This is a genomic window from Arenibacter latericius DSM 15913, assembly GCF_000424985.1.
GTDB classification, from domain to species: domain Bacteria; phylum Bacteroidota; class Bacteroidia; order Flavobacteriales; family Flavobacteriaceae; genus Arenibacter; species Arenibacter latericius.
The window spans coordinates 195,533-219,739 of the sequence record NZ_AUKX01000001.1 but is presented as its reverse complement, the minus strand read 5'-3'; the positions used below and the strand labels follow the sequence as shown (position 1 = coordinate 219,739).

At 35.9% G+C, this 24,207-nt stretch carries 24 protein-coding genes; 13 read left to right on the top strand and 11 right to left on the bottom strand.

Annotation, left to right across the window (positions count from 1 at the left end; all coding sequences use genetic code 11):
* Both H344_RS21620 and H344_RS0100955 read right to left on the bottom strand, forming a co-directional pair.
* Positions 1–469: IS3 family transposase (locus H344_RS21620; RefSeq protein WP_240484924.1), on the bottom strand; the 469-nt coding region annotated here is incomplete at its 3' end.
* 8 nt (positions 470–477) lie between these two features.
* Entirely contained in the window at positions 478–789 is a 312-nt protein-coding gene (locus tag H344_RS0100955; protein WP_026808567.1) for a transposase, read from the bottom strand.
* A 271-nt stretch (positions 790–1,060) separates the two neighbouring features.
* On the opposite strand from H344_RS0100955, the gene H344_RS0100950 reads away from it, so the two are divergent.
* From H344_RS0100950 to H344_RS0100910, 9 genes are all read left to right on the top strand, one after another.
* Positions 1,061–2,293 carry a PAS domain-containing sensor histidine kinase gene (locus H344_RS0100950; RefSeq protein WP_026808566.1) on the top strand — a complete coding sequence of 411 codons (1,233 nt, stop codon included), beginning with the start codon at positions 1,061–1,063 and terminating at the stop codon, positions 2,291–2,293.
* Positions 2,294–2,342: 49 nt separating this feature from the next.
* Positions 2,343–3,395: a response regulator gene (locus H344_RS0100945; protein ID WP_026808565.1), complete on the top strand. Its 1,053-nt coding sequence runs from the start codon at positions 2,343–2,345 to the stop codon at positions 3,393–3,395.
* Positions 3,396–3,530: 135 nt separating this feature from the next.
* Positions 3,531–4,433, top strand: coding sequence for a universal stress protein (locus H344_RS19500; protein ID WP_051253993.1), 903 nt, complete (start codon positions 3,531–3,533; stop codon positions 4,431–4,433).
* A 99-nt stretch (positions 4,434–4,532) separates the two neighbouring features.
* Positions 4,533–5,378, top strand: a complete 846-nt coding sequence (locus tag H344_RS0100935; RefSeq protein ID WP_026808564.1) for a universal stress protein — start codon at positions 4,533–4,535, stop codon at positions 5,376–5,378.
* Between the two features lie 15 nt (positions 5,379–5,393).
* Positions 5,394–6,230, top strand: coding sequence for a universal stress protein (locus H344_RS0100930; protein WP_026808563.1), 837 nt, complete (start codon positions 5,394–5,396; stop codon positions 6,228–6,230).
* Between the two features lie 224 nt (positions 6,231–6,454).
* Positions 6,455–7,303, top strand: coding sequence for a universal stress protein (locus H344_RS0100925; protein ID WP_026808562.1), 849 nt, complete (start codon positions 6,455–6,457; stop codon positions 7,301–7,303).
* Between the two features lie 175 nt (positions 7,304–7,478).
* Positions 7,479–8,324: an ATP cone domain-containing protein gene (locus H344_RS0100920; RefSeq protein WP_026808561.1), complete on the top strand. Its 846-nt coding sequence runs from the start codon at positions 7,479–7,481 to the stop codon at positions 8,322–8,324.
* A 90-nt stretch (positions 8,325–8,414) separates the two neighbouring features.
* Positions 8,415–9,785 (top strand): MBL fold metallo-hydrolase RNA specificity domain-containing protein, encoded by a 1,371-nt coding sequence (locus H344_RS0100915; RefSeq protein WP_026808560.1) that lies wholly within the window; start codon positions 8,415–8,417, stop codon positions 9,783–9,785.
* Between the two features lie 103 nt (positions 9,786–9,888).
* On the top strand, positions 9,889–10,521 hold the full coding sequence (locus H344_RS0100910; protein WP_026808559.1) for a hypothetical protein: 633 nt from the start codon (positions 9,889–9,891) through the stop codon (positions 10,519–10,521).
* Between the two features lie 109 nt (positions 10,522–10,630).
* Here H344_RS0100910 and H344_RS0100905 read toward each other — a convergent pair whose 3' ends face one another.
* From H344_RS0100905 to H344_RS0100885, 4 genes are all read right to left on the bottom strand, one after another.
* Entirely contained in the window at positions 10,631–11,479 is an 849-nt protein-coding gene (locus H344_RS0100905; RefSeq protein ID WP_026808558.1) for a 3-keto-disaccharide hydrolase, read from the bottom strand.
* A 483-nt stretch (positions 11,480–11,962) separates the two neighbouring features.
* Positions 11,963–12,331: a hypothetical protein gene (locus tag H344_RS0100895; protein WP_026808557.1), complete on the bottom strand. Its 369-nt coding sequence runs from the start codon at positions 12,329–12,331 to the stop codon at positions 11,963–11,965.
* Between the two features lie 105 nt (positions 12,332–12,436).
* Entirely contained in the window at positions 12,437–13,390 is a 954-nt protein-coding gene (locus H344_RS0100890; RefSeq protein ID WP_026808556.1) for a tRNA dihydrouridine synthase, read from the bottom strand.
* A 137-nt stretch (positions 13,391–13,527) separates the two neighbouring features.
* Positions 13,528–14,436: a serine hydrolase gene (locus H344_RS0100885; RefSeq protein WP_026808555.1), complete on the bottom strand. Its 909-nt coding sequence runs from the start codon at positions 14,434–14,436 to the stop codon at positions 13,528–13,530.
* Positions 14,437–14,714: 278 nt separating this feature from the next.
* Here H344_RS0100885 and H344_RS0100880 point away from each other — a divergent pair, with 278 nt between their 5' ends.
* Complete coding sequence (locus H344_RS0100880) at positions 14,715–15,839, top strand: sialidase family protein (RefSeq protein ID WP_026808554.1); 1,125 nt, start codon at positions 14,715–14,717, stop codon at positions 15,837–15,839.
* 328 nt (positions 15,840–16,167) lie between these two features.
* Positions 16,168–17,382: a site-specific integrase gene (locus H344_RS0100875; RefSeq protein ID WP_026808553.1), complete on the top strand. Its 1,215-nt coding sequence runs from the start codon at positions 16,168–16,170 to the stop codon at positions 17,380–17,382.
* A gap of 32 nt (positions 17,383–17,414) precedes the next feature.
* On the opposite strand, the gene H344_RS19495 is transcribed toward H344_RS0100875, so the two are convergent.
* The 3 genes from H344_RS19495 to H344_RS0100860 are packed head-to-tail and all read right to left on the bottom strand — an operon-like array spanning position 17,415 to position 18,911.
* Positions 17,415–18,386: a HipA domain-containing protein gene (locus H344_RS19495; protein WP_034255923.1), complete on the bottom strand. Its 972-nt coding sequence runs from the start codon at positions 18,384–18,386 to the stop codon at positions 17,415–17,417.
* A complete protein-coding gene (locus H344_RS0100865; RefSeq protein ID WP_026808552.1) occupies positions 18,383–18,700 on the bottom strand; it encodes a HipA N-terminal domain-containing protein in 318 nt (105 codons plus the stop codon). Before H344_RS0100865 ends, H344_RS19495 begins: the two co-directional genes overlap by 4 nt.
* Positions 18,672–18,911, bottom strand: a complete 240-nt coding sequence (locus tag H344_RS0100860; RefSeq protein ID WP_026808551.1) for a helix-turn-helix domain-containing protein — start codon at positions 18,909–18,911, stop codon at positions 18,672–18,674. Before H344_RS0100860 ends, H344_RS0100865 begins: the two co-directional genes overlap by 29 nt.
* A gap of 423 nt (positions 18,912–19,334) precedes the next feature.
* Between H344_RS0100860 and H344_RS0100855 the strand changes: the two genes are divergently transcribed.
* On the top strand, positions 19,335–20,192 hold the full coding sequence (locus H344_RS0100855) for a S1 RNA-binding domain-containing protein (RefSeq protein ID WP_026808550.1): 858 nt from the start codon (positions 19,335–19,337) through the stop codon (positions 20,190–20,192).
* A 3-nt stretch (positions 20,193–20,195) separates the two neighbouring features.
* On the opposite strand, the gene H344_RS0100850 is transcribed toward H344_RS0100855, so the two are convergent.
* Positions 20,196–20,486 carry a type II toxin-antitoxin system RelE/ParE family toxin gene (locus H344_RS0100850; protein ID WP_026808549.1) on the bottom strand — a complete coding sequence of 97 codons (291 nt, stop codon included), beginning with the start codon at positions 20,484–20,486 and terminating at the stop codon, positions 20,196–20,198.
* On the bottom strand, positions 20,479–20,754 hold the full coding sequence (locus H344_RS19490; RefSeq protein ID WP_034255921.1) for a ribbon-helix-helix domain-containing protein: 276 nt from the start codon (positions 20,752–20,754) through the stop codon (positions 20,479–20,481). Before H344_RS19490 ends, H344_RS0100850 begins: the two co-directional genes overlap by 8 nt.
* A 403-nt stretch (positions 20,755–21,157) precedes the next feature.
* Here H344_RS19490 and H344_RS0100840 point away from each other — a divergent pair, with 403 nt between their 5' ends.
* The gene (locus H344_RS0100840) at positions 21,158–23,365 is read left to right on the top strand and encodes a S41 family peptidase (protein ID WP_026808548.1); all 2,208 of its coding nucleotides are present in this window, start codon (positions 21,158–21,160) and stop codon (positions 23,363–23,365) included.
* The last annotated feature ends 842 nt before the right edge of the window (positions 23,366–24,207 follow it).

The following is a 24,207-nucleotide window of genomic DNA, read 5'->3' as shown; positions in this document are numbered from 1 at the left end:
TACGGGTGTGTACATCTATTACAGATAGCAAATAAGCGTTTTTCCCGGCACTAGGAATCCAAACCATCTTTATATCCATCTCTAGACATTCAAAAGGTCTAGAGGTATTTACTTTTCTAAACTTAACAAACTTGCGTCCCGAACCACTTCTATCTATCCGGTCTTCTAGTTTTAATAGGTTTGCTTCTTTCATTATTCTATAAAGCTTTTTATGGTTTATAGTATAGCCATCCCGCTTTAGGTATGAAGTCATTAACCGATATCCACAATCTATAAATGGATGTTTTAATATTGATTTTACCGACTCAATTACACCATCCTGGCTAATCGGGCCTTTTTTACTGTGATAGGTAAACTTGCTTGGTCTATTCCCCTTCTTGCCATTGGTGGGCTTTCTATAGTAACTGCTATGAACCATTCCCACCATATCTATTAGTTTGGTCTTGCTGATTTTGTGTTTGGCGTGCATCCTATCCACTAGATCTTTCTTGGATCTGATGTCCCAAACTTTTTTTTTAAAAGCTCGCGCTGCACTTCCAGTTCAATTTCCTTGTCACTAAGCAACTTGCGAAGCACACGATTTTCCTCTTCTGCTTCTTTCAGTTCCTTGCTCTTAGTGTCATAGGGCACTTTTAAACCTGCTTCCCCTTTATGGTCGAACTTCTTCTTCCAGGAATAAAAAGTGCCAGTGCTGACACCATATTTACGGCAGGTTTCTACAATACCTATTTCTTCCGAACTGGATAATATTTCCAACTTCTGCGCTAAGGTCCATTTCTTATATTTCATATCTCAAATGTATAAATTTGAAATTTAAAATATCACTCCGAACTTATCTGGGGCTAAAGTACCTTAGAAAATGGTCCAATTCTTTTAAAATTACAAAATTTATCTCTAGTTATCTGTGAATAAGTATCCATATTACCTCGATTTTGGGAATAATTTCGAACCTGACTTGGCAGAAAGGTTTAATCCCTAAAGGAAAATGTTAATGGGTATTAGCAACTGGATCTGCAACTCTAAACCAAAAAAAATTAAGAAATTAATGTAACTTTATACAATGCGTGGATTTGAAAAAAATAAGAAGATTTTTAATCTATTGTCCGAAGCGGTATCCGAAGGAATTTTGGTAATAAACCAGGACCGAATAATTATAGCAACCAACCATCGTACCAATGAAATGTTCGGTTATGAGGATAGTAATATCAATGGAGAAAATCTAAACCTATTAATTCCAGATAGCTTCCACAAAGTGCATAATGAGTATGTGGAAAGTTTCAATAAAAGTAGTGGCCAAAGAAGAATGGCTCATGGGAGAACGCTGTATGGGAAGCGGAAGAACGGCGAACAGTTTCCCATTGAAGTAGGTTTAAATCCGTTTAGTTTGGACGGAGAGTCTTATGTGATGGCTCTTATTATAGATGTTACATTAAAAAAAGAACAGGAAAGACAAATTAAAGAACTGAATATCCAGTTGCAACATAAGGTAGAGGCGCGTACCAATGAATTAAAGCAAACCATAGCCAAACTAACTGAAGAAATAAAACTAAGAAAAGTTGCTGAGTCTAAAATTAAGAGCGCCCTACAAAAAGAGCGAGAACTTAATCACCTTAAAACTGAGTTTTTATCTTTAGTTTCCCATGAATTTAAAACCCCTTTGAGTGGTATACTTACCTCTGCAACTTTAGTGGGAAAGTATAAAGGAGAAAATCAACAAGATAAACGGGAGAAACATTTAAATACTATTATAGGCGGGGTTCATCATCTTACTGGAATATTAAAGGATTTCTTATCCTTGGAGCGCCTAGAAAAGGGAAAAGAAGTTTATAGATATACTAAATTCTCGCTAAGTAAAGTGGTAAACGAGGTAGTATATAATGCTAATATGCAATTAAAGGACGGTCAGAATATTATTTACCCTGATAATATTGACGAGGTAGAAATTATTCAAGATGAAAGAATACTTTCTTTGGTCCTCACTAATTTATTACACAATGCAATTAAGTATTCCCCAGAAGATACGGATATCGATATTAAGGTGGAATTAAAGGCAGATGAGATAGTTTTTCATATCATAGATCAAGGGATCGGTATACCAGAAGAGAGTAAGAAGCATATTTTTAAACGCTATTTTAGGGCAGAAAATGCATTGCTCATCCAAGGTTCTGGAATAGGGTTGAATATTGTAAAAGCCCATTTAGAAAATATTGGAGGAGTTGTATCCTTTAAAAGCACCCCCGGTAAAGGAACGGTATTTTCAGTGGTGCTTCCCCTCGGGATAATAAACGATTAAAGCCAAAAGGGTTTTATATATTAAGGGTAGAATTTTAAAACAGACGCAGATGAAACGAGTGTTAATCATAGAGGATGATCCAATATTGCTAGAAAATACAGCTGAACTATTGGAATTGTCCGATTTCCAGGTAATAACTGCATCTAATGGGAATAGTGGGGTGCTGCTAGCAAAAAAACACCTACCAGATGTTATTATTTGTGATATAATGATGCCGGAATTAGATGGTTATGGCGTATTGGAGTCCTTATCCCAATTGAAGGAGACTAATCATATTCCGTTTATTTTTTTATCTGCTAAAACTGAAAAACGGGATATTCGCAAAGGTATGGAACTCGGGGCAGATGATTATATTACCAAGCCTTTTATGGAGTCTGAGCTTCTTGGAGCTATTAAGAGCAGACTAGCGAGAATGACTATTATTAAGGAGAGTAGGGAAATACCTAGTTCTAAACCGAATAATACAAATTTTGGTTTACAGACTATAGAGCAACTTAAAGAATATGTTGCAGAGCAGGGTCGCTTATATGAGTTTGGAGTTGGAGAATTAATTTATAACGAAGGGGGTAATTCTAACTTAATTTATTTAGTGAGTTCCGGAGTGGTTAAAACACATAAGTTAGATGAACGGGGTAAAGAATTGATTACTGCAATCTATAAAGCCAATGATTTTTTTGGTTTTACCTGTTTTACAAGGAATCTTCCTTATCAAGAGTCAGCCACTGCAATGGAGGAGGTAAAACTGCTTGGGATTGCAAAAGATAGATTTAAAGAGGTGTTACAAGAAAACCCACAACTATCCATGGGGCTTATTACGTTGTTAAACGAAAATCTGTCTGAGACCAAGGAGCAGTTATTGGAAATGGCCTATGGATCCGTGAGAAGAAAGACTGCAACAACAATACTGAGGTTTGCTAGTAAATTAGAAGCGGATTCTGAGGGCAGATTACATATTTTACGTAGCGACCTTGCAAGTGTTGCCGGAATGGCAACAGAGACCCTTATAAGGACCCTATCTAGCTTTAGAAAAGAAGGGTTGATACAGATAGAGGATAGGAATATTCAGATCTTGGATATGGAAGGCTTAAGTAGGGTTTATTAATACCTACGAGTTAGAGGGTTTCCCGATACGAAATGTTTTCATTTTATCATGGTTTTAATCGCTATATGACTTTAGTCATTTTGATTGCGGTTTTTGCAACTTACTTTTGAGGGGTATAGCAAAATAAAGATAGAAATGAAGAACATTTTAGTAGCAACGGATTTTTCCGAAAATTGCTTTAATGCGTTGAAATATAGTTTACAACTATTTCAAGAGTACAGATGTTCCTTTTATATTCTCCATGTAAATCCCGTTCCTAGCTATACTAGTGCTGAAAGTAATTCTAACATAATAACCTCCGAAACTAGTGCAAATAATGGGGCGTTAGAAGATAGTCGCTTACAATTAAGGAGCCTAGTGAAGAGAATAGAAGAGATGTTTCCTAATAGTAAGCATACCTATATTCCCATCGCTATTCACGATTATTTCGTGGATGCCATTAAGCGTGAGGTGTATAATAGGAAAATAGATCTTATTGTAATGGGGTGTAAAGGGACTACCGGACTAAAAGAAGTGGCAATAGGGGCAAATACTTGTGATGTAATTACAAAGGTAAAATGTAATTTGTTAGCGGTTCCCGAAAAAGCTACGTACAGAAAGCTAAAAGAAATTGCCTTTTCTACCGATTACCATCTAGGGTATGATGTAAATGTGCTAGAAAACATATTAGGGATAGCACAAATTAATAACTCTGCCTTACGGATTGTGAATTTTTCTAGAAATAAAGAACCGTTAAGTGAGGGGCAATTGAATAATAAGGAGTTTCTAAAAGACTACTTTAAAGATATTGAGCATGAATTTTATTATCTTACTGGTTCTAAGTTAGAAACGGCTATAGAGTCTTTTGTTGGGAATAATGGGATTGATATGATTGCTATGGTGGCGAAGAATTTAAATTTTCTACAAAGAATTTTATTTAAGCCCGCAGTGGATGAGATAAGTTATCATTCTAAAATTCCTTTCTTGGTGCTTCATGAAAAATTCTCCTCTAATACGCAATGGCCAAAGTTAAGTAGGTCGTCTCAATATGCAGATTAAAGCGGAGTTGGTTAGCGCATATTTAATAAAGAAATCCCTAAAATAGCCTTTTAGACAGTTGGTACGAAATGTATATATAATTGATAATCTATAGATCTTATGAGAAAAGTTTTGGTGCCCACAGATTTTTCGGATAATGCCTTTAACGCATTAAAATATGCATGTCAGGTATTTAAGTATGAAAAAAGTGACTTTCTAATTGTACATTCTTATGGTGATGAGGTGTATAGGCAAGCCGCGGAGATGGAGACTGTTAATATGGAGGAGTTAAAGGAAACAGTCTTGCAAAAAGCGGAGAAGTCACTTAAAAAAGTGCTGAAAAGTTTAAAGGATTTCTCGCCTAATCCAAATCATAAGGTGAAATCCTTAGCTGTTTTTGGTGACTTAGTAGATGAAGTAAACGATCTGGTAAATCAGGAGAATATAGATATTGTAGTTATGGGGACAAGAGGGGCTACCAATGATAGGAAGCTTACATTTGGGAGCAACACCCTTCATCTTTTAAAATATGTTCATTGTCCTGTACTCGCCATTCCAGAAGGGTATGTATACCATCCACCAAAGGAAATTCTCTTTCCTACTAATTATATGGTGCCAAACAAAAGAAGAGAGTTAAAACTGCTTTGTGATATGACAGGGTCTTTCCGGTCTACTATGCATTTACTGTATATAGACCCTGTTACTAATCTGTCTTGGAGGCAGCAAGACAATAAGGAGTTCTTAAAGAATTGCTTGCGAAAGCCCAAGCTTACCTTTGGGACTACTTTAGAAAAGGACAAAACGCTAGCCATCACTAAACACATAGAGCATCACGCCATTAATATGTTAGTTTTGGTGAATTCTAGACATTCCTATATGGAAGATATGCTATACCAGTCTACCATAGACAAGCTAGGTTTGCATGTTAAAATTCCATTTATGGTACTTCAAAATGTATCTAGATAATATAATAGGTGTACTATGAATCGTATTTTATTGCCTACTGACTTTTCGGAAAATGCCTTTAATGCTATAAAGTATGCTCTTCAATTATTTAAAAATAAAGAATGCACTTTTTATCTTTTAAATACATATTCTCCAGCAGTATATAAGGCAGAATATCTGCTTTATAGTCCAGGGCAGATTGGTTTAGGGGATAAGTACCAGCTGAGGTCTATGACTGGCTTAGAAAAGCTTAAGGAGCGTTTAGAGAATGAGTTTAATAACCCTAAACACCATTTTGTAATTCATTCTGCTTATAGTGCGCTAGTAGATGAAATAGTGCAGACGGTATCCAGGGAAGAAATAGATCTTGTTGTTATGGGAACCCAAGGGGCCACGGGAGCGCAGGAGATACTTTTGGGTACTAATACAATTCAATTAATAAAAAGAGCAAGCTTTCCGGTAATTGCAGTCCCCTCCCAATACCAATATTCCGACCCCAAAGAAATTTTATTCCCTACAGATTATGAGGTCTCTTATCGCAAAGATCAATTAAAGATGCTGTTGCAATTGCAGGCAGACCATTTGTCCCAGATAGAGGTGTTGCATATTGTTACAGACTATGAATTGTCTGAAACTCAAAAAGAAAATAAAGGGAAATTGGAAGATTTATTGCAGAATAGTTCTCATTTGTTCCATACGTTACCCAACCAAGGGGTTATTGAAGGAATAAATAATTTTCAAGTAGAGAATAAAATCAATCTCTTGGCCATGATCCAGAACAAACATACCTTTCTGGAACGCCTGTTTATTGAACCAGTTATTAAAAATGTTGGATTGTATGTGCGGATACCTTTTATGGTAATTCCAGGATAGTTGTTTTTTTTAATTACCGTCTGCTGTTAACCTCCTGTAAAATCTAAATTTTCTCATTAATTTTTCTTCTCCTCTTTTTAAATACGGTGCTGATTTCGTTATAAAGTAATAGGCCTAGTATCGGACAATTGCTTCCTTGTATTATTGGTGTATAACTGACCTTTGTCATACTTAGACCAGAATTTCTGGTTTAATTTAGTAATGTCAATATAATTATTATAAATATGTCAAAACATGTCTTATTGCCGACAGATTTTTCCCAAAATGCACAAAACGCCATTAATTATGCCGTAAAACTTTATAGGGAGCAACCTTGCGATTTTTATCTGCTTAATGTTTTTGGACTTAGTGGTTATAGTCTAGATAAAATGATGGTGCCAGAGCCAGGAGAATTGGCCTATGAGGCCGCTAAGGATTATTCTGAAGAGGAACTTCATAAGTTACAACAACATTTTCAAATTACCTCAGAAAATACAGCTCATACCTTTCATACTATCTCTGTCTTCAATTCCCTATTAGAAGGTGTAAAGCAAGCTATCAATAAAAAGGACATAGATATTGTGGTGATGGGAACTAAAGGCAAGAGCGGTGCTGCAAGGGCACTTTTTGGTTCTAATACGGTTGAGGTAATGGAGAAGATTACCTTGTGTCCTGTAATAGCAGTACCAGAAAAAGTTGGATTTATTACGCCAAAAGAAATTGTCTTTCCTACGGATTTTAAATGCAGTTTTAAGCGTAGGGAGTTGCAATATCTTTTAGATATCCTAAAACTACACCATGCGGAAGTGCAGATTTTACATATTGGAACGGAATCTGGATTGAATAAGACGCAGCTAGAGAATAAGAAATTATTAAGTACTATCTTTAAAGAAGTGGAGCATGTTTTCTGTTTTGAAGAAGGAGATAAAATACCAGCAGAAATTAAAAAGTTTATATCTGAAAGGGGAAGTAATATGCTTGCATTTGTGAATAGAAAGCATGGTTTTCTAGAGAATATATTTACCAAACCCCTCATTAAGGAAGTAAGTTATAGTTCAGACATACCTATTTTGGCATTGCACGATTCGGCCTAAAACTACACGTAATGGGAAGCAGTAGTTATATGTTTGTTTTCAGTCCTAGACCATACTTTTAATTATGCTTATGATATGGATATTTAGGATGCTTGAGATGCTATGAGAGTTTAGAGAAATCTTACAAAAGGCTTAGTATAGGCTTTAGTTGTTATTATTAACTAAAAAAATAAATTTGGAAGATGCACTTATAGATATCATTAAATCTTCAGGTGAGAAGGTTAGGTTCTCTACGGATCAGTTGCGAAACTCTTTAAGACAGAGTGGAGCAGATGATCTTTTGGTAGAACAGATTGTAGGGCAAGTGCGAGAGGAACTATATGACGGGATAACGAGTAAAGAAATTTACAATCGTGCCTTTGCTTTGTTAAAGAGTAAGAAGTCCATTTTTGCTGCTAAGTATAAGGTTAAAAAAGCAATTTATGAGTTGGGGCCTACAGGATTTCCTTTTGAAAAATTAGTTGCGGCTATTTTGGAGTATTCTGGTTACAAAACTACAGTAGGTAAACAAATGCATGGCGTGTGTGTGCCACATGATATTGATGTGTATGCGGAGAAAAATGACAATGTGTATCTTTTGGAATGTAAATTTCATGGGGAGGAAGGGCGTAATTGTAATGTGCAGGTTCCTTTATATATAAATTCCCGTTTTCAGGATGTTAAACAACATTTAGAAAAAAATAATAAGATAGCTGGTGTGCAAGTAAGTGGTGGGGTAGTGACGAATACCCGATTTACAGAAGATGCCATTACATACGGTAAGTGTATGGGATTGTTCCTGCTAAGTTGGGACTATCCAAAGGATAATGGAATTAAAGACCGAATTTATCGGCTAGGGCTTTATCCTATCACCGTATCTCAACTGCTAACCAATAGAGAAAAACAATTCTTATTAAGTAGGGATGTAGTACTCTGTAGACAACTAATTGAAGACCATTTTTTCTTAGATCATTTAGGGGTATCCGAAACGAGGAAACAAAAAATAATGAAAGAAATAAACCACTTGTGTGGTCATAAGTAACAGTATCCTTTCTTCTGTGTAAACAATGTACTTAAGCTATCTATTTGTAGAAGAAAAACCACAGATTAATCTATTAATAAAGCAGAATTCATGAACAAGGTTAAGATTCATTTTTTAGGAGCATCAGGTACGGTTACAGGGTCTAAGTTTTATTTGGAAACACCAGAGCAAAATATTTTGGTAGATTGTGGGGTGTTCCAAGGTCTTAAGGAATTACGCGAACTTAACTGGCAAGCTTTGCCCATAGATGTTTCTAAAGTAGATTGCGTGCTGCTTACCCATGGGCACTTAGACCATACGGGCTATTTGCCGCGTCTAGTGAAGGAAGGTTTTAAGGGGGAAATAGTAGGCACCTCTCCAACCTTGTCTATAGCCGCTATCATAATGAGGGATAGTGCTAAAATACATATAGAAGAAGCAAAAAAGGCTAATGAGGAAGGGTATAGTAAACATAGTCCTGCCCTGCCTTATTATGATGAGAAAGATGTGGAAAAAACGGTCGGAATGTTTAAGCACGCGGAGAAGGATGAGTGGCTATCCTTATCGGAGAACATCAGGTTTAGATTTAAATATAACGGTCATATCATTGGAGCCACCTTTATTGAATTGGACGTCTTTGGTAAAATCTTTGTTTTTTCTGGGGATATAGGTCGTAGTGAGGATTTGCTGTTATATCCTCCAGACCGTCCTGAATGGGCAGATTATCTTTTTCTAGAAAGTACCTACGGTAATAAATTACACCCCGAAGAGAACCTAGAGGATATCTTTGTAAATTTAATTAACAAGACCATCAACTCTAGAGGAAATTTAATTATACCCTCTTTTGCCGTAGAGCGACTCCAATCCTTAATGTATTTGCTATGGAAGATGTATAAGGAAAATAAAATTCCCAATATTCCAATTTTCATCGATAGTCCTATGGGGAATAATGTATTGTCTGTATTTGAAAGTCATCCTCAATGGCATAAACTTTCTTCAAAGGAATACAATGCCATGTGTGACCATTTCAATATTATTTCGTCTTATGGCGATACCTGGAAAACTATAGACGACCCTAGGCCAAAAGTGGTGATTGCTGGAAGCGGAATGGTGACCGGAGGAAGGGTGCTTACCTATCTTAAACAGATGGTAGATAGATCTTCTACCACCGTTTTGTTAGTGGGATACCAAGCCGAAGGTACTAGAGGCCGACAATTGTTAGAAGGAGCTCATGAAATAAAATTGTTTGGAACATATAAACCGGTAAAGGCTACTATCCATCATCTAGAAAGTCTTTCTGCGCATGCAGATCAAGGGGAATTATTGCTATGGCTACAAGGCATAAAAAATATTCCAGAAAAGATTTTTTTAATACATGGGGAGCCTACTGCTTTGGATGCTTTAAGGGTTAAAATTAAAGATACATTAGGATGGCAGGTACATGTGCCTCATCTGGAAGAAGTGATAGAGTTGTCTATATAAAAGATGTATAAGCATAGCCTAAATGATTATTATTATCAGATTTTTATAGTGGATTTAATAAGGGAAGAAGGAGAATAATAGAAAATATTTAAAATTTAAAAATGTGAAAAAGCTACTATTAATTGCATTCGTAGGTTTAATGGGGTGTTCTTCCGTAGAGATGGTAGAAAGTTATAAGAATCCAGACATCGTATTGTTTGATGCATATAAGGTGCTTATTGTAGGTATGACCGATGATAGTGCGGTAAGGGAGGATTTTGAAACCCGACTTAAAAAAGAATTCGATAAAAGGGGAGTGGAGGCCATGAGGAGTATAGACCTCTTTGATGTTGCCTTTACCAATACCCAAAAAACCGAAAAGGAGCTAGATGAATTGGAAGAGCAGCTTCTAGATAAAGATTTTGATGCCATATTATTTACTAAGGTTGCAGGCGCTGAAAGCAAACAAACTTTTAGAAAAACAATGTCGGAACTCAACAGGTTTTATGGCGGTTTTAAAGATGATTATTTAGGGAGTCAAAATATCTACTATGATGAGAATTATTACGACCAATTTAAAGTGTACCATGCAGAAACCTCTTTGTACTGTATTTGCGTAGATAAGGAGCGATCGTTAATATGGAGAGGAGCCTTAGATATTAAGGACCCTAAGAAAATTAGTAAGACTATGGATGATTATATAAAGTTATTGGTAAAGGCGATGGAAAAGGAGGAACTTATTTTTAGAAATAAATAAGGGGTGTTAGACTAAAAATTTTAGCGAAACACCCCCTTAAAGAACTTGTTTGATTTGGGGCAATCAGTACATGATAACACCATCAAATCTATAGCAATACCTTCGTGGTTTACTGTTGTGGAATACGTTTTTCAGCCATTAACTTATCAATAGCTTGCTGTAACTTCTTTGGATCGTCTGCCACTTTTTCCAAATTAACAATCTCAACTTTTCTGAAGTCAATTGGATGACTTTCACTCTGTAAAGAAATGGTGCCGCCAGTAAGTAATTCTCCTCTTTCGTTTCCGTCTACTGGATCTAGTTGAGGTTTGTTATAGCGCATTACCTCTTCGCCATTGGCGTAATGAACAATTAGAGAGTCATTTAACACCAATACTTCTACACGTACCCATTGGTCTCCGTGGAAGGTTTTAGAGTTAGAATTGGTACAGTGGCTTTTTATTACCTTCCCGTCCTTTTCATATTGAGTTCCGGGAGTACAAAGGTTAGCATTGGAACGCTCATTCTTTCCGTTTCCTCCCAAAAGTTGAACTTCAATAGAGTTAGGGAAATCCTGGTCTATAGTCATTTCTTCTGGCTCTTGTCCGTGAATCATTATACCACTATTTCTATAGGCCCATCCTGGTCCGCCCTTAACTTGATCGCCAACAAAACGGTACTCCACTCCTATTAGGTAGGACGAAAATGGTTTTTCATAAAATAGATGTCCAAACTGCTCATCATAGTTATCGTAACCATCGTAGCGTACCTGAATGTTACCATCTTCTACTCTAAAGGTATTGGCGAAATTCTCACCTAATTCATGGTTTCTAATCTTTATCTTCCAATTACTAAGATCCTTCCCGTTGTACATTTGCTCCCACTTTAGATTAGAGGAGGTGCCGCAACTTTGTAGAAAGAGGGATAGCACAAAAATTAAGGAAAGTGTAGGAACGGATTGGTACAATTTGTTTTTCATGGATAAGGTTATAATTTATATTAATTCTTTCTTGCCTAAAGCAATTTTTTCCAATCGATAAAAATATCATTTTTATTTGGAAATAGCTCAATTGGCAGCGCTGTGATTCATAAAAGTCTTCGTTTTTATGAAATCTACGGATAATCTTTCTTGGTATACTTGTTTTATTGCTCCTTAATTAAATTTTTAACTCTGTTTACCAATTCCTCTCTTCTAAGGTTTCAGGCATTAATTATTCCTTCTGGGTCTAATAGATAGGTTCTTGGATGTCCATTTACACCATATTTTTCTATATAATCTTCCAACGAAATGGAGGTATCTGTTTTAAAATCATTGTCCGAAAAACGATGCCCATTAAATCCAATTTGGGCAGAATATATTTTGCGTCGGGTATTAGATAATAGGGATATTTAGAGCAATTAAAAAGGGCATAACCACTATTTGGCGGTTATGCCCTTTTATTTTTTTAAAACCTTAATGCAATTATCTATCGCAATTGGCTGCCCAATTTTCATTATCTTTTTTGTAGCCGATAATTAATGTTCCTTCATCAATTTTAATAGTTCCGTCCAAAGAAATTAAGACACTCTGGTTTTTTTCCATTTTAATGCCGGTTAAGCTTGGAATTCCGTCGGAAAAATTAAAATTATAGTTATCACCTACTTTAACTAGGGTGACACTACCATTGTCGCTAGAAATGCTTTTGTCGCTATCTGAATTGTTGTAGCTTACTGATCCCTTATAGGTTCCTACAAATAAATCGTCATCTGTAGGGTCATTGTCTTTACTGCATGATGCGATTAGAACAGTGGTGATAAATAATAAGCTTAGGAATTTAATTGATTTCTTCATGGTCATATTTTTTAATTAAGACCCAAAACTAATCCCTTCCATTAAAAAATAAAACCTCCAAAATGTATCGTGTTAACCTTTTTTGCTTTACAGTTATAAAGCCCTTTATGCCTTTAGTTCCGTATTAATAATTTGATCAACCGCTTGTCTATATTTTACTGGATTAGAAGCCTTTTTTATGGCTTTATAGGTCTTTTGTGGGTTTGACGTAGATTGGGAAAAGAATTCCCAAAACCCTAGCATTTTCATTTTTATAGGTGTTGGTCCCGACAAATATTCGTCATATTCCTTGTAAATGGTATCATGGAATTCCGAAAATATAGCCCATCGGTTTTTGGGATGTTCCGTTGTGTTATTTTTTATCATACTAGGTAAAAAGGGATCGGCAATTAAACCGCGACCAATCATAAAGTGGTCAAGCGTTGGAAATCGGCTTTGAATGTCTTTAAAAGCAGCGACACTTGTAATATCGCCGTTATAATATAGCTTGTGTTTGGTACTACTGATACACTTTTCAAAAGCATCCAAATCTACCGGTCCTTTATAGAGTTGCTTCCCAATTCTGGCATGAATAGCGATATTTTTAAGTGGGTATTGATCTAAAATAGGAAAGGCGTCTAGAATTTCTTCTGCATTTTCGTAGCCCATCCTCATTTTCATAGAGACCAAAATATCGGTTTCGTTGTGCGCTCTCTGTAGTATTTCGTTAATTCTATTGGGGTTGCAAATTAATCCAGAGCCCATTCCAGATTTTGTTACCATAGGATAAGGACAACCTAAATTCCAATTTAATTCCTTGTAGCCTAAACTTTGCACGTATTTAGCGACAAATAAAAACTCCTCTGGATCATTGGTAATTACTTGCGGAATAACCTCTAAGGTGGTGTTGTTTTCTGGCAATAAATCGTTTTGATAGGATTGCTTAATCTTTAGCTTTCCATTGAGTCTAATGTAGGGTGCATAAAAAGTATCAATGCCACCAAAATAATGGTTAAAGGCATTGCGAAACCTGAAGTCGGTAAAACCTTGTAAAGGTGATGAAAGTAAAGTAGGAGCCATCTTATTATTTAACACGGCAAAGATAGGTTAATTGGATGTTGCTTTAATACGGCATTAGGTTAGAATTTTTCTCCTTGTAATTCCAACTAACTAATCCCTGCCTACAATAGCTATCGTAGGGATTGGGTTTAAAGTGGTTAATTACTGCTTACATAATTATAAAGGGTTTTAGATATTCTGGCTAATTGATCGGTTCCTTTGTCAAAATCCTTTAGATTCTTAGAGAGAAGCACTAATACATAAGCGCGGCCATCAGGTAAATACACAATTCCAGCGTCATGATGAACTCCTGTTATGGAACCTATTTTATGAGCCACTTTTACTTCCTTGGGTAAATAAAAAGGGATCACTTCTTTGTGCTGTTGGTCTTTTAATATAGCGATCATCGCCTCGCAATCTTTTTTATTTCCTGCACTGTAATTGGCAATAGATTTCATAATACTCATCAAGTCCCTTGCAGTGGTAGAATTGCTTAAACCTTTTTCATACGCTTTTAGGTCTTCTACGCCTCGCAAAACCTCAATTTTTTCTGCACCTAAGTCTCGCATGCTTGCCGTTACTTTTTTAGCATCAACAAGTTCAATAAGGACATTGGTGGCAAGATTACTACTAATGGTAATCATACTATACATTAAATCTTTAAGCGCTACTTTGGTATCTATTTGTTGATAGATAATATCGTCACTATCCTCATTAATATCCATGCTATATAAGCTACCATCAACAATGCTTTTAAATTCATTTTTTAAGATGATGGAGTCGTTCAGGTTTATTTTTCCTTCGTTGGCCTGTTTAAATAACTCTATCATCACGGGCACTTTCATGGTGCTGGCAGCATGAAATTTTTCGTCAACATTAATATATAAACTGTCTTTGGGGGCCGATAAGTTGTAGAATGCAATAGCCACTGTTCCATCTATAGAATCTATTTGAGCCTGTATAGTCTGTTTTAAATTCTCTTTTTTGGAGGGTTTTTCTTGGCAAGAAGAAAGTATTAGAATAAGGCCTAGTAAGGTGATGGAAAAAGTTGTTTTTAAAGAGTTCATGTTTTTAGTTGAGCTATTAATTTGGTTGTGTTAGGAATAGATTCTTTAAATTTAAGGTAAATACCTTAAGGTGAATCAATTCGATTCCTAGTTTGTGTAACTTACTGATTTTAATAATAAGGAATAAAAGTCTAGTTGTCTTTATTACAATTGTATTTAGGCACAAGGATAACTCCTGCTGGCAGAAATAGGTAGGCTCGCGCCAACTAAGGATAATATATCTGTAAAAATTTCTAAACTAAAAATAAGGGTTAATGTTATCTCTATACACTGTAAATATGAAATTTAAAAGCCTATTTAGTTTAGTGATTTGTTTATTGTTTGCCTTTGCTGCAAGCTCACAATCTTCAAAAATAGGCAAGCCTAAAAAAGTCTTATCCCTAAATCCTGGTTTAGATAATCCGCGAAATAGTGAAGGTGATTTTATTGGTCTGAAGGATGGTACGATTATGTTTGTATATAGTAAGTACTATGGAGAATCTACAAGTGATCATGCACCAGCATCATTGGTAGCTAGATATTCAAAAGATCAGGGGAATACATGGTCCAACGAAGACAGAACTATAGTGAAGAATGAAGGAGAAATGAATGTAATGTCGGTTTCATTGCTTCGTTTACAAAATGGAAGTATAGCTCTTTTTTACTTGCTAAAGAATTCTACTGAAGATTGTATTCCCATGATGCGAATTTCAACGGATGAGGCTAAAACTTGGAGTGATCCTATTAAATGTATCCAGGATAAAAAAGGGTATTTTGTTCTTAATAATGACCGGGTAATACAACTTAAAGATGGTCGTCTAATGATGGCAGTGGCACTACATAATGTTCCTGGAGGAGAGTTTGTGAAAAAGGGGGATTTGTATGCTTATTATTCTGATGATAATGGGGAGACTTGGAACTCTAGTGGGAAAGTGCCTAATTCAACTGATATTGTGACTCAGGAGCCGGGTTTAATAGAATTGGAGGATGGGAGAGTAATGATGTACATCAGAGCAAGTGGTGGCGTCCAACAATTGTCATTTTCTCTAGACCGAGGAGAATCTTGGAGTCCCATTCAGTCCAGTAACATACCTTCCCCTTTGTCGCCTGCAACAATAGAGAAAGTTCCGTCTACAGGAGATTGGTTAATGGTATGGAATAATAACGACGGCAGTGATATTAATTTAAAAGGCAAACGAACCCCCTTAACGGTAGCAATATCAAATGATGAAGGTGCTAGTTGGGAATATGTGAAAAATATAGAAAATGACCCCGATGGTTGGTACTGTTATATCGCAGTTTATTTTATAGAAAAGAGTGAGAATACGTTACTCGGGTATTGTGCAGGTGATAGGCCTTCGGGTACAGGCCTTTCAGTTACAGATATTACAAAATTAAATACTGATTGGATTTATGAGAAATAGTTTTTAAGGTAGTTTCTTTTTTTTTGGATAAAAATCAAGGTAGCGTAAGCTATTGTAAAAAAACTTTGTTAAACTAAAAAACCCTTGAAAATCAGTTGATTAACAAGGGTCTTCGTACTCGAGGCGGGACTTGAACCCGCACGGCCATAATGGCCATTGGATTTTAAGTCCTGACAGAATTGGCTTTAAATGGTCTTAAATAGCGCTTAATCAGGTGTTTATGCTTTTGCTTTCATTTTTTAAGACCATTAAAAACCAAGTTAAACCACCAATTGTTGTACCTATGTTGTACCAATATTTTTGTATCTTTAAGTAGACATTAAGTATTATGGCTTCTAGTGTGAAAGTGACTTTACGTAAAAAACCGAATGCACAAGGTTTGTATCCACTAGCAATACGTATTACTAAAGATAGAAAAACTTCCTATCTATATACGGGCCAATTTGTTAAACTTAAAGACTGGGATCCCACTGAAAGGATTGTACGGAAATCCCATCCGAATTCTGCACGTCTGAACCATCTTTTACTTGCCAAATTATCGGAAGCAAATAAGGTGTTACTGGAGCTTGAATCTACACAAAATGATATTTCCTCCATTCAAATTAAAAAAGAAATCAGTGCTCCGTTATATAAGACCACTTTCAAAGAGATGTCTGACAACTTTCTTCAGGAGATGAAGGTAAACGGGAAACTAACTCGTTATTCTTCCGACAAGGTTCGTGTAGAACATTTAATGCGTTTTGCGGAAAATAATAGCCTGACATTTAAAGAAATTGACGAAGCCTTTTTAAGACGTTTTATGAGCTATTTGAGAAGTAATAAAAAGCTATCACAACGAAGCATTGTAAATAATCTCGTAGTCATTCGAACTATCTATAATAGAGCCATTAAACAGGGGGTGGTGGAGCGCAAGTATTATCCTTTTGGTGCGGATAAAATACGAATTAAATTTCCAGAAACCGAAAAGGTTGGTCTAACCATAGAGGAAATTAGGGAGATTGAAGGTTTAGATAATTTAAGTAAACCAGAAAACCATGCTCGAAATGTTTGGTTATTCAGTTTTTATTTGGCAGGTATTCGTGTAGGCGATGTATTGCAGATAAGATGGAGTGACATTTATGATGATCGTTTACACTATCGGATGAATAAGAATAATAAATTATTATCCCTAAAACTACCAGAGAAACTATTGCCTATTTTGAAGCAATATGAAGAAGGAAAACGTGGTGACATGGATTTTATTTTTCCAGAAATGAAAAAAGCGAACATGGACAGCTATGAGGATGTATATGCTAAAACGAATACAGCTACCAAAAAGCTCAATAGATATCTAAAATCAATTGCAAAGAAAGCAAAGATCGAGAAGTTGCTCACAATGCATATTGCCCGACATAGTTTTGGGAATATAGCAGGTGATAAGATTTCGATTCAAATGCTTCAAAAATTATATCGTCACTCATCAATTACTACCACCATAAATTACCAAGCAAATTTTATGCATAAGGATACGGATGAAGCGTTGGAAAAAGTGATGAATTTTTAGTTTATGGGAGGGAGGCATCGGTTAACATCCATTTAGTTGGTAGGTTCAGCATCTTTAAATTTTAACCCCAACTGTTTCGCCCTACTATTGATCAAGGAGAATAACTTATTTTTGTTCTCACTAGTTAAAAAGCTATGATGTATTAGTTGGGGCCATTGTTGCATTCCCGCTTCAATACGATTCCACAAATTTTCAATAGCTTTTTCCGGAATATTCCCCTTTAACATAGCCTCTTTGAAATCCCTGGTCTTAATCTTTCGTTTTTTGCCATTGAGATGTAGCGCCAGCTCTTCTTGATCTTCTGGAATCAGGAGCTTTACAGCTAGCATATCATAGGCCGGCGCCAACGAATAGTTAACGCTATCCATAGCTATAAGTGAAAAATTCTTTAAATGCATATCGTTATTACCTATTAAAAACGATACGATAACTTGCTCATAAAATTTTACCACGTCCAATAAAGGATTTTGCGTATAATTGAGAATACCTTTGGCTATCTGCTCATAGGACCCGCGATATTTAAATTCTGTTAAACGCTCTGTGAATTGGCAAGCATCTTCCATGGGGTACTTCTTATTTTTAGAGCCTCGGTCAATCCGTCTTGTTAAATAGGCCAAGGCCCCATCTTGTAGAGGGATCAATAAAAAAGGTACGGTTGCTATACCACAAGATTGTGCCATTACCATAGATAAAGCTTCTATTTCTGGCATTTGTGGATACATCTCAAAGGGTGGCTTTAAGATAAATCTCCCGTTTAGCGCACCTACTATAGTGAGGCGGTTTTGATTGTTGTTTTCTGTAAATCCCAAAGATAGTTTTGGCTGAACACCCGTAACAATAATGCGTTGTGCAATGTTTTCTTTGGCCAAAGATTCAATTTGTGACAGCTCGTATTCCAACTTCAATACAGGCGTATCCACTAGCCAAAAATCCTTTAGGCACTTTCCATGGTAGTTGGCTTCTCCATTCTCTAAGGTTCTATGACATGCAAGACAATTCCTCATTTTTTCTCTTTAATACTGATGTTGCCAATACAATCCCTACAGGTTGTTAGCAATAATCCCATGCGATCTCTAGGATTTATTTTCCAATTTTTATGGACAATGTCCAATAGCCAACCTTCGGGGATTAATCCATCAAAAAAGGGAAATAAAAACTCCGACTCAAACGCTTTCTTTTGCAAAGGCAGGGTTAAGCTTACCGCTAAGGCTCGGTCGTTAAGGAGATATGTTCTATCGTATTTAAATTGATAGCCATTTTCAGTCTCCTTTAAAATACCTGCTAAAGTGTTATTCACCCAAATTTCGCCTTGTCTCATCACTAATAGGTGTTGGTGTTAATGTATGTCCAAAAAATAATAAAAGCTGATTAACTTTATCGGTTCTTAGGTTAGGTTTTCCTTGCTCCAATTCGCGCACAAAGCGTAGGCCTAGCCCTGTAAAATCCGATAACTCAACCTGAGTTAATTTAGCGGTTCTACGTCTAGACCTCACAAACTGCGCAATGGCATTTTGTCTGTCCCACTTCATTATATTATACCTTTTAGGGTGCAATATAATGAATTAACTTGAAAATATACCCTTTTGGGTGTAGTTGAAGGGGCGAGGTTGATAATTATACCTTTTAGGGTATAATGCATATTGCCTTATTAATTTTCATGTGTGAGTGATTGTATCCAGTGCCTATGGAATTGGATATATGCAGAGATAAGATTTGAACATAGGGGCTTGCCTAAAGACGGGAAGTAATCCATTGGATCTTACGTGTAGAATTGTTTCTTTGATCGTTATAAAGACTTAGTGCACCCGTTTACAAAACTTACAGACAATGTGGTCTTTGGTGTTCAATTTAAAGTTTTTCCTATATTTATAAAGCCACAAAACTTTTACTGTTTCGCCACCGCACCATATATACCGGTGACGTAGCCTCAGTTGCGAACGAATGCTTGAACTATGAGTAAAACTACTGAATATATCAAAATAGATGCCGACTCAAATGATGATGATTATCTTCAAAGATTATTGATGAATTTAAAGAAGGCTTATGCAAACCAGGAAAGATTAACATTTCGTATTGTGGAAGCCAAGGCAAAAGGATTTACTGTAAAAGTTGGGGGATTATTTGCATATGTTTCTTTCAAACAATTGAGCTGGTCATATCCTTCATTAGATTATTGGCACAATGTTTCCAATTATCTTGTTGGAAATTATTTTAGGGGTACAATCTACAAGTTTGAAGAAAACCCAATTTCAATCCATATAGATGCCACGCAACAAACTTTTGAATATCCGAAACTGATGGAAGGTGCTAGGTATCGCGGTGTTATTCTGCAGAAGACAAAATATGGCGTTTTTGTAGACATAGGTGTACACTTTAAATGGAAATTTGGTTCAATTTTGGGCTTAATTCACAAATCGACCCTGGTTAAAGAATCAGATTATGACCATTGGAGGGAGGGTAAGGTTATTGTCGTTCGTTTTCAAGGATTCAACAAAGATGGACACCCTCAACTTAGGGATAATCGTGATCGGGGAAAATGGTGTAATGGGGAAACGGATCAACTTATCGGAACTATCCAAAATGTAAGTGTTGTCATTGGAAAAGAAGGGCAACCTGAATTTTATGTATTAGGAAAGCATAAAGCAATTATTCCAGTAAGAAGGGAGATTTATCCTAATTCCATATCTCGCTTAAAAGAGTTTGTTTATAATTTGAAAGATGGTGAGGAGATAAATTGTGAAGTACTAGGAATAAATAAAAGAAAAGACTCTTTTATTTTGAAATTGCTACTGGAACCTACGGACAATTAGCACTTAAAGCTGTCTCTTAAAGTCTTGCCGCTGTCCTAAAATTCGAACGACGAAGATGCCATTTTTAGTCGGCTCATAAAATATTGTATGCGCTTTGAAGATATATTTTTTTAGTGAAGGTGCATATTCAGCAGCACTACGCCCAATTTCGGGACTATCAGCAAGCCTTTGGAAAAATTGAACTAACTCGGAAACATAGTCATATGTCTGTGATTCACCCCAAGTCACTAACGTATAGTCTACGATATCGTCTATATCCTTGTCAGCTTTCGATGATAAATTGTATCTATTCATCCATGGGTGTTTGAACGCTATTTTTCTTGCGAGATTTGGCCGCCTCAACAATTTCTTCAACCGACCTAATTTTAGAGCTCATACCGCTATCATAGCCTTCTTGTATTGCTGTTTTGGTCATTAAAAACTCCCTATTGCGTTCCTGATCTAAACGTATTAGATGTCGCATATATTCGCTGTCATTAGCGAAACCACCATTTTCAATTTGTAGCTTTATCCATTTCTCTTGAGAAGTGGTAATAGTCAATGATTTTCTAATTGTGGCCATAATTTCAAGCTTTATTTACATACAATATACGTAAAATAACATATTATTGACTTGCGTTTTAATAAATCATTGTTAAAAAATAGGTTTGACGGGGCTTTAAGTAACAGCAATTAACCCCACGTTCAATTAGACTTTCAAAAAACCTCCATGGCGTTTATTTCAGGGGTCGTTTAAATATACTTTTTTAGTTCTGTAAAAGGTCAATTACCGGAACTACTAAAAAGAACGACAAATGGCACTGGGAACGGATATTTCTGCATTGTATTTGGACAGATTCGTAAAATGGCCGTTTTACGGATCTATTATATTTCACTAATAAGCATTAATTTGGCGGTTTTAGTATAAAGGACATATGATCAATGATCATATGTCTTTCTTCTCTGCAAGTTAAAAAAACGAATCGATGAAAAAAACACTAATAGTTTTACTGATAATAGTTTCAATTAGTTGTCAAGCCCAAGAACCAGAAAAATATAATCTCGGTTTTGAAAAACAGAGTGAGAACACTTCCCTTTCTGACGGATGGGTCAAATGGGGTAATTATGAATTGACAATTGATTCAATTACTCATTCAGGTGACAAATCAGGTAAAATCACATCCGACCAAACAGGAAGTTCCTTTGGAAGTATTGCCTATAAAATTCCAGCTAACTATTTAGGTAAGACTATACAGCTTGATGGTTATATGAAAACCAAAAATGTAGAAAATGGATTTGCAGGTTTGTTATTACGAGTTGATGGGAATGGAAGTTCATTGGCTTTTGACAATATGCAAAACCAAAACGTAACAGGAACAAGAGATTGGCAGAAATATACTATCTCTCTTAATTACCCAGAAGAAGCAGAAAATATTTTTATAGCAGGAATACTTTCAGGGAAAGGAGAAGTTTGGTTTGACGACTTCACTCTTTCAATTGATGGTAAAAATGTACAAACTTTAAAAAAAGTAGAAAAACAATTATTAAAAGCACAACTTGACAAGGAATTTGATAGCGGGTCATTAATTGAATTTTCTAATTTGACTACCGAAAATATTGACAATCTTGAATTGTTAGGTCGGATTTGGGGCTTTCTGAAATATCATCATCCTGAAATTGCGAATGGAAATTATAATTGGGACTATGAACTTTTTAGGTTCTTACCAAAGTACATTATGGTGGAAAACCCTATCGAAAGAGATAAAATTATTCTTGAATGGATTGATTCATTTGGTCAAGTAAAGGAATGTGAAAAATGTCAAGTAACCGATAAAAATGCTTTTCTGAAACCCGATTTAAAATGGATTAACAACCAAAGTGCAGATTTGAAAAATAAATTGTTATACGTTTACAACAACCGTTCACAAGGTAAGCACTATTACATTGGAATGACTGCTAATGTTGGCAACCCTGAATTTAAAAATGAAAATCCATATTCAAATATGTCTTTCCCCGATGATGGATTTAGACTATTATCTCTTTATCGATATTGGAATATGATAAACTACTTTTTCCCATACAAACACTTAATTGATGAAGATTGGAATAAAAAATTAAAAGAATACATCCCTCTATTTATAAATGCAGAAAACGAATTAATATATGAATTGGCTGCTATTCAACTTATAGGAGATATTCAAGACTCACACGCAAATCTATGGGGCGGAGCGGACAAAATTGATGAGTGGAAAGGTTCTAAATATTCACCTATTCACCTACGTTTTGTTGAAAATAAATTAGTTGTAACAGATTATTATAACGAAGAACTTAGAAGCGAAATTGGTTTGGAAATTGGCGATGTAATTACAAAAATAAATGGAAATCCTATCGACAAAATCGTAAAAGAGAAATCAACATATTATCCTGCTTCTAACGAACCAACAAGACTACGAGATATTTCGGCAGACCTTCTACGCTCAAACTCGGAAAATATTGAAATTGAGTTTGTTTCAGGAGATTCTGAACCTCAAACAAAGACACTTAAATTATATCCAAAAGACAGTCTTAATATTTATAGTTGGTACAGAAAAAGTGATGACAAATCTTATAAAATGTTGGACAACAATATAGGGTATATAACGCTTCAAACAATCAAGGGAGAGGATATTTCCCAAATAAAAAAAGATTTTAAGGACACGAAAGGAATCATCATAGACATTCGCAATTATCCATCAGCCTTTGTTCCTTATAGTTTGGGCTCTTATTTTGTTTCGACATCGACACCTTTTGTAAAGTTTACAAACGGAAATGTTGACAATCCAGGAGAATTTACATTTACAAGCAATTTAGAAATTCCGAGTCAAGGCAAAACTTACAAGGGGAAATTAGTTGTGTTAGTCAATGAATTATCTCAAAGTCTAGCAGAATATACGTCAATGGCTTTTAGAGCAGGAGATAATACAACAATTATTGGAAGTACAACAGCAGGAGCAGACGGAGACGTATCAGCAATTATGCTACCTGGAGGACTTAGAACAATGATTTCTGGAATTGGAGTTTATTACCCTGATGGTACAGAGACTCAAAGAATTGGAATAGTACCTGACATAGAAGTACAACCGTCAATTGAGGGAATAAGACAAGGAAAAGACGAATTACTTGAAAAAGCGATTGAAACTATAATGAAGGAATAAAACCTGCAGAGAATAACTAAGTAGTATTCCGCCGATAGGCAAGGCCTGAATATTTTGTTGACGGATCCGGTCTCCTTCTATGGGGAGAGCTTTCTTCTTAGCGTTTTTTTATGGAGTTGTATTTCGGCAGATTTGCCGTGGATTTGTGTTGGCTTTTGATTTTCAACTTGTTTTCAGTCTCTTCAATCCAACTTTTTCGCTAGTTCGGAGGATCGTCCTGTCATTTTTAGGTTAAACATTTACCTTATGGCATAGCGCTTCTAACTCGCGGTTTGCAAGTAGTTCCTATGGTTTATCCGTTAAACGTCTAATTTTTGATAGTTCCTTAAATGGAATGTTTTAAGAAACAAAATACTAAACCTCTAAAGTGTACTTAACCCCAGGTGAAATTAGACTTTCAGTAGAAGTTTACTTATAGATTATCCCGAGCCCATGCGGCCATCGGGTCAAGCTTCCGAACCAATTCTTTTCCCTCCCCATATTTCCTCTAATCCGTTAGGGGAGGATCTCGCCGGCAGTCTTGCCCGAACGCCTCGGGCCCGCACCAAAGCACAAGGGGTGAAAAACCCCTTGCCCTTTTTCTCCCTCGCTATGAAAATGAGCCGTTTTTACCGTTTTACATCATTTTTTTCAAATGAATTAAAGACCATTAAGAACCAGTGCTGGTCTATATTGGTCTTTAATTACCTTTAATTGGTTTGACGTGTAAAATACTGTAAATAAGTCTTTTAGATTGGTTTTTGATGTGTTATGTTTATATAGGATTATCCGTTTTTAACGGATAGCAAGTTATGTTTTGCGCAACGCAAAACTCCTACTTCTAGCGAAGTGAAAAGCTGCCC

Excerpts from the sequence above, each read along its gene's own strand:
- H344_RS0100935 (WP_026808564.1), top strand. The coding sequence starts at position 4,533 with ATGAGAAAAGTTTTGGTGCCCACAGATTTTTCGGATAATGCCTTTAAC.
- H344_RS0100915 (WP_026808560.1), top strand. The coding sequence starts at position 8,415 with ATGAACAAGGTTAAGATTCATTTTTTAGGAGCATCAGGTACGGTTACA.
- H344_RS0100860 (WP_026808551.1), bottom strand. The coding sequence starts at position 18,911 with ATGAAGTGGGACAGACAAAATGCCATTGCGCAGTTTGTGAGGTCTAGA.
- H344_RS0100945 (WP_026808565.1), top strand. The coding sequence starts at position 2,343 with ATGAAACGAGTGTTAATCATAGAGGATGATCCAATATTGCTAGAAAAT.
- H344_RS0100850 (WP_026808549.1), bottom strand. The coding sequence starts at position 20,486 with ATGAATAGATACAATTTATCATCGAAAGCTGACAAGGATATAGACGAT.
- H344_RS0100865 (WP_026808552.1), bottom strand. The coding sequence starts at position 18,700 with ATGAGACAAGGCGAAATTTGGGTGAATAACACTTTAGCAGGTATTTTA.
- H344_RS0100950 (WP_026808566.1), top strand. The coding sequence starts at position 1,061 with ATGCGTGGATTTGAAAAAAATAAGAAGATTTTTAATCTATTGTCCGAA.
- H344_RS0100880 (WP_026808554.1), top strand. The coding sequence starts at position 14,715 with ATGAAATTTAAAAGCCTATTTAGTTTAGTGATTTGTTTATTGTTTGCC.
- H344_RS0100955 (WP_026808567.1), bottom strand. The coding sequence starts at position 789 with ATGAAATATAAGAAATGGACCTTAGCGCAGAAGTTGGAAATATTATCC.
- H344_RS0100890 (WP_026808556.1), bottom strand. The coding sequence starts at position 13,390 with ATGGCTCCTACTTTACTTTCATCACCTTTACAAGGTTTTACCGACTTC.
- H344_RS0100925 (WP_026808562.1), top strand. The coding sequence starts at position 6,455 with ATGTCAAAACATGTCTTATTGCCGACAGATTTTTCCCAAAATGCACAA.
- H344_RS0100875 (WP_026808553.1), top strand. The coding sequence starts at position 16,168 with ATGGCTTCTAGTGTGAAAGTGACTTTACGTAAAAAACCGAATGCACAA.
- H344_RS0100885 (WP_026808555.1), bottom strand. The coding sequence starts at position 14,436 with ATGAACTCTTTAAAAACAACTTTTTCCATCACCTTACTAGGCCTTATT.
- H344_RS0100930 (WP_026808563.1), top strand. The coding sequence starts at position 5,394 with ATGAATCGTATTTTATTGCCTACTGACTTTTCGGAAAATGCCTTTAAT.
- H344_RS0100905 (WP_026808558.1), bottom strand. The coding sequence starts at position 11,479 with ATGAAAAACAAATTGTACCAATCCGTTCCTACACTTTCCTTAATTTTT.
- H344_RS19490 (WP_034255921.1), bottom strand. The coding sequence starts at position 20,754 with ATGGCCACAATTAGAAAATCATTGACTATTACCACTTCTCAAGAGAAA.
- H344_RS19500 (WP_051253993.1), top strand. The coding sequence starts at position 3,531 with ATGAAGAACATTTTAGTAGCAACGGATTTTTCCGAAAATTGCTTTAAT.
- H344_RS0100855 (WP_026808550.1), top strand. The coding sequence starts at position 19,335 with ATGAGTAAAACTACTGAATATATCAAAATAGATGCCGACTCAAATGAT.
- H344_RS19495 (WP_034255923.1), bottom strand. The coding sequence starts at position 18,386 with ATGAGGAATTGTCTTGCATGTCATAGAACCTTAGAGAATGGAGAAGCC.
- H344_RS0100840 (WP_026808548.1), top strand. The coding sequence starts at position 21,158 with ATGAAAAAAACACTAATAGTTTTACTGATAATAGTTTCAATTAGTTGT.
- H344_RS0100895 (WP_026808557.1), bottom strand. The coding sequence starts at position 12,331 with ATGAAGAAATCAATTAAATTCCTAAGCTTATTATTTATCACCACTGTT.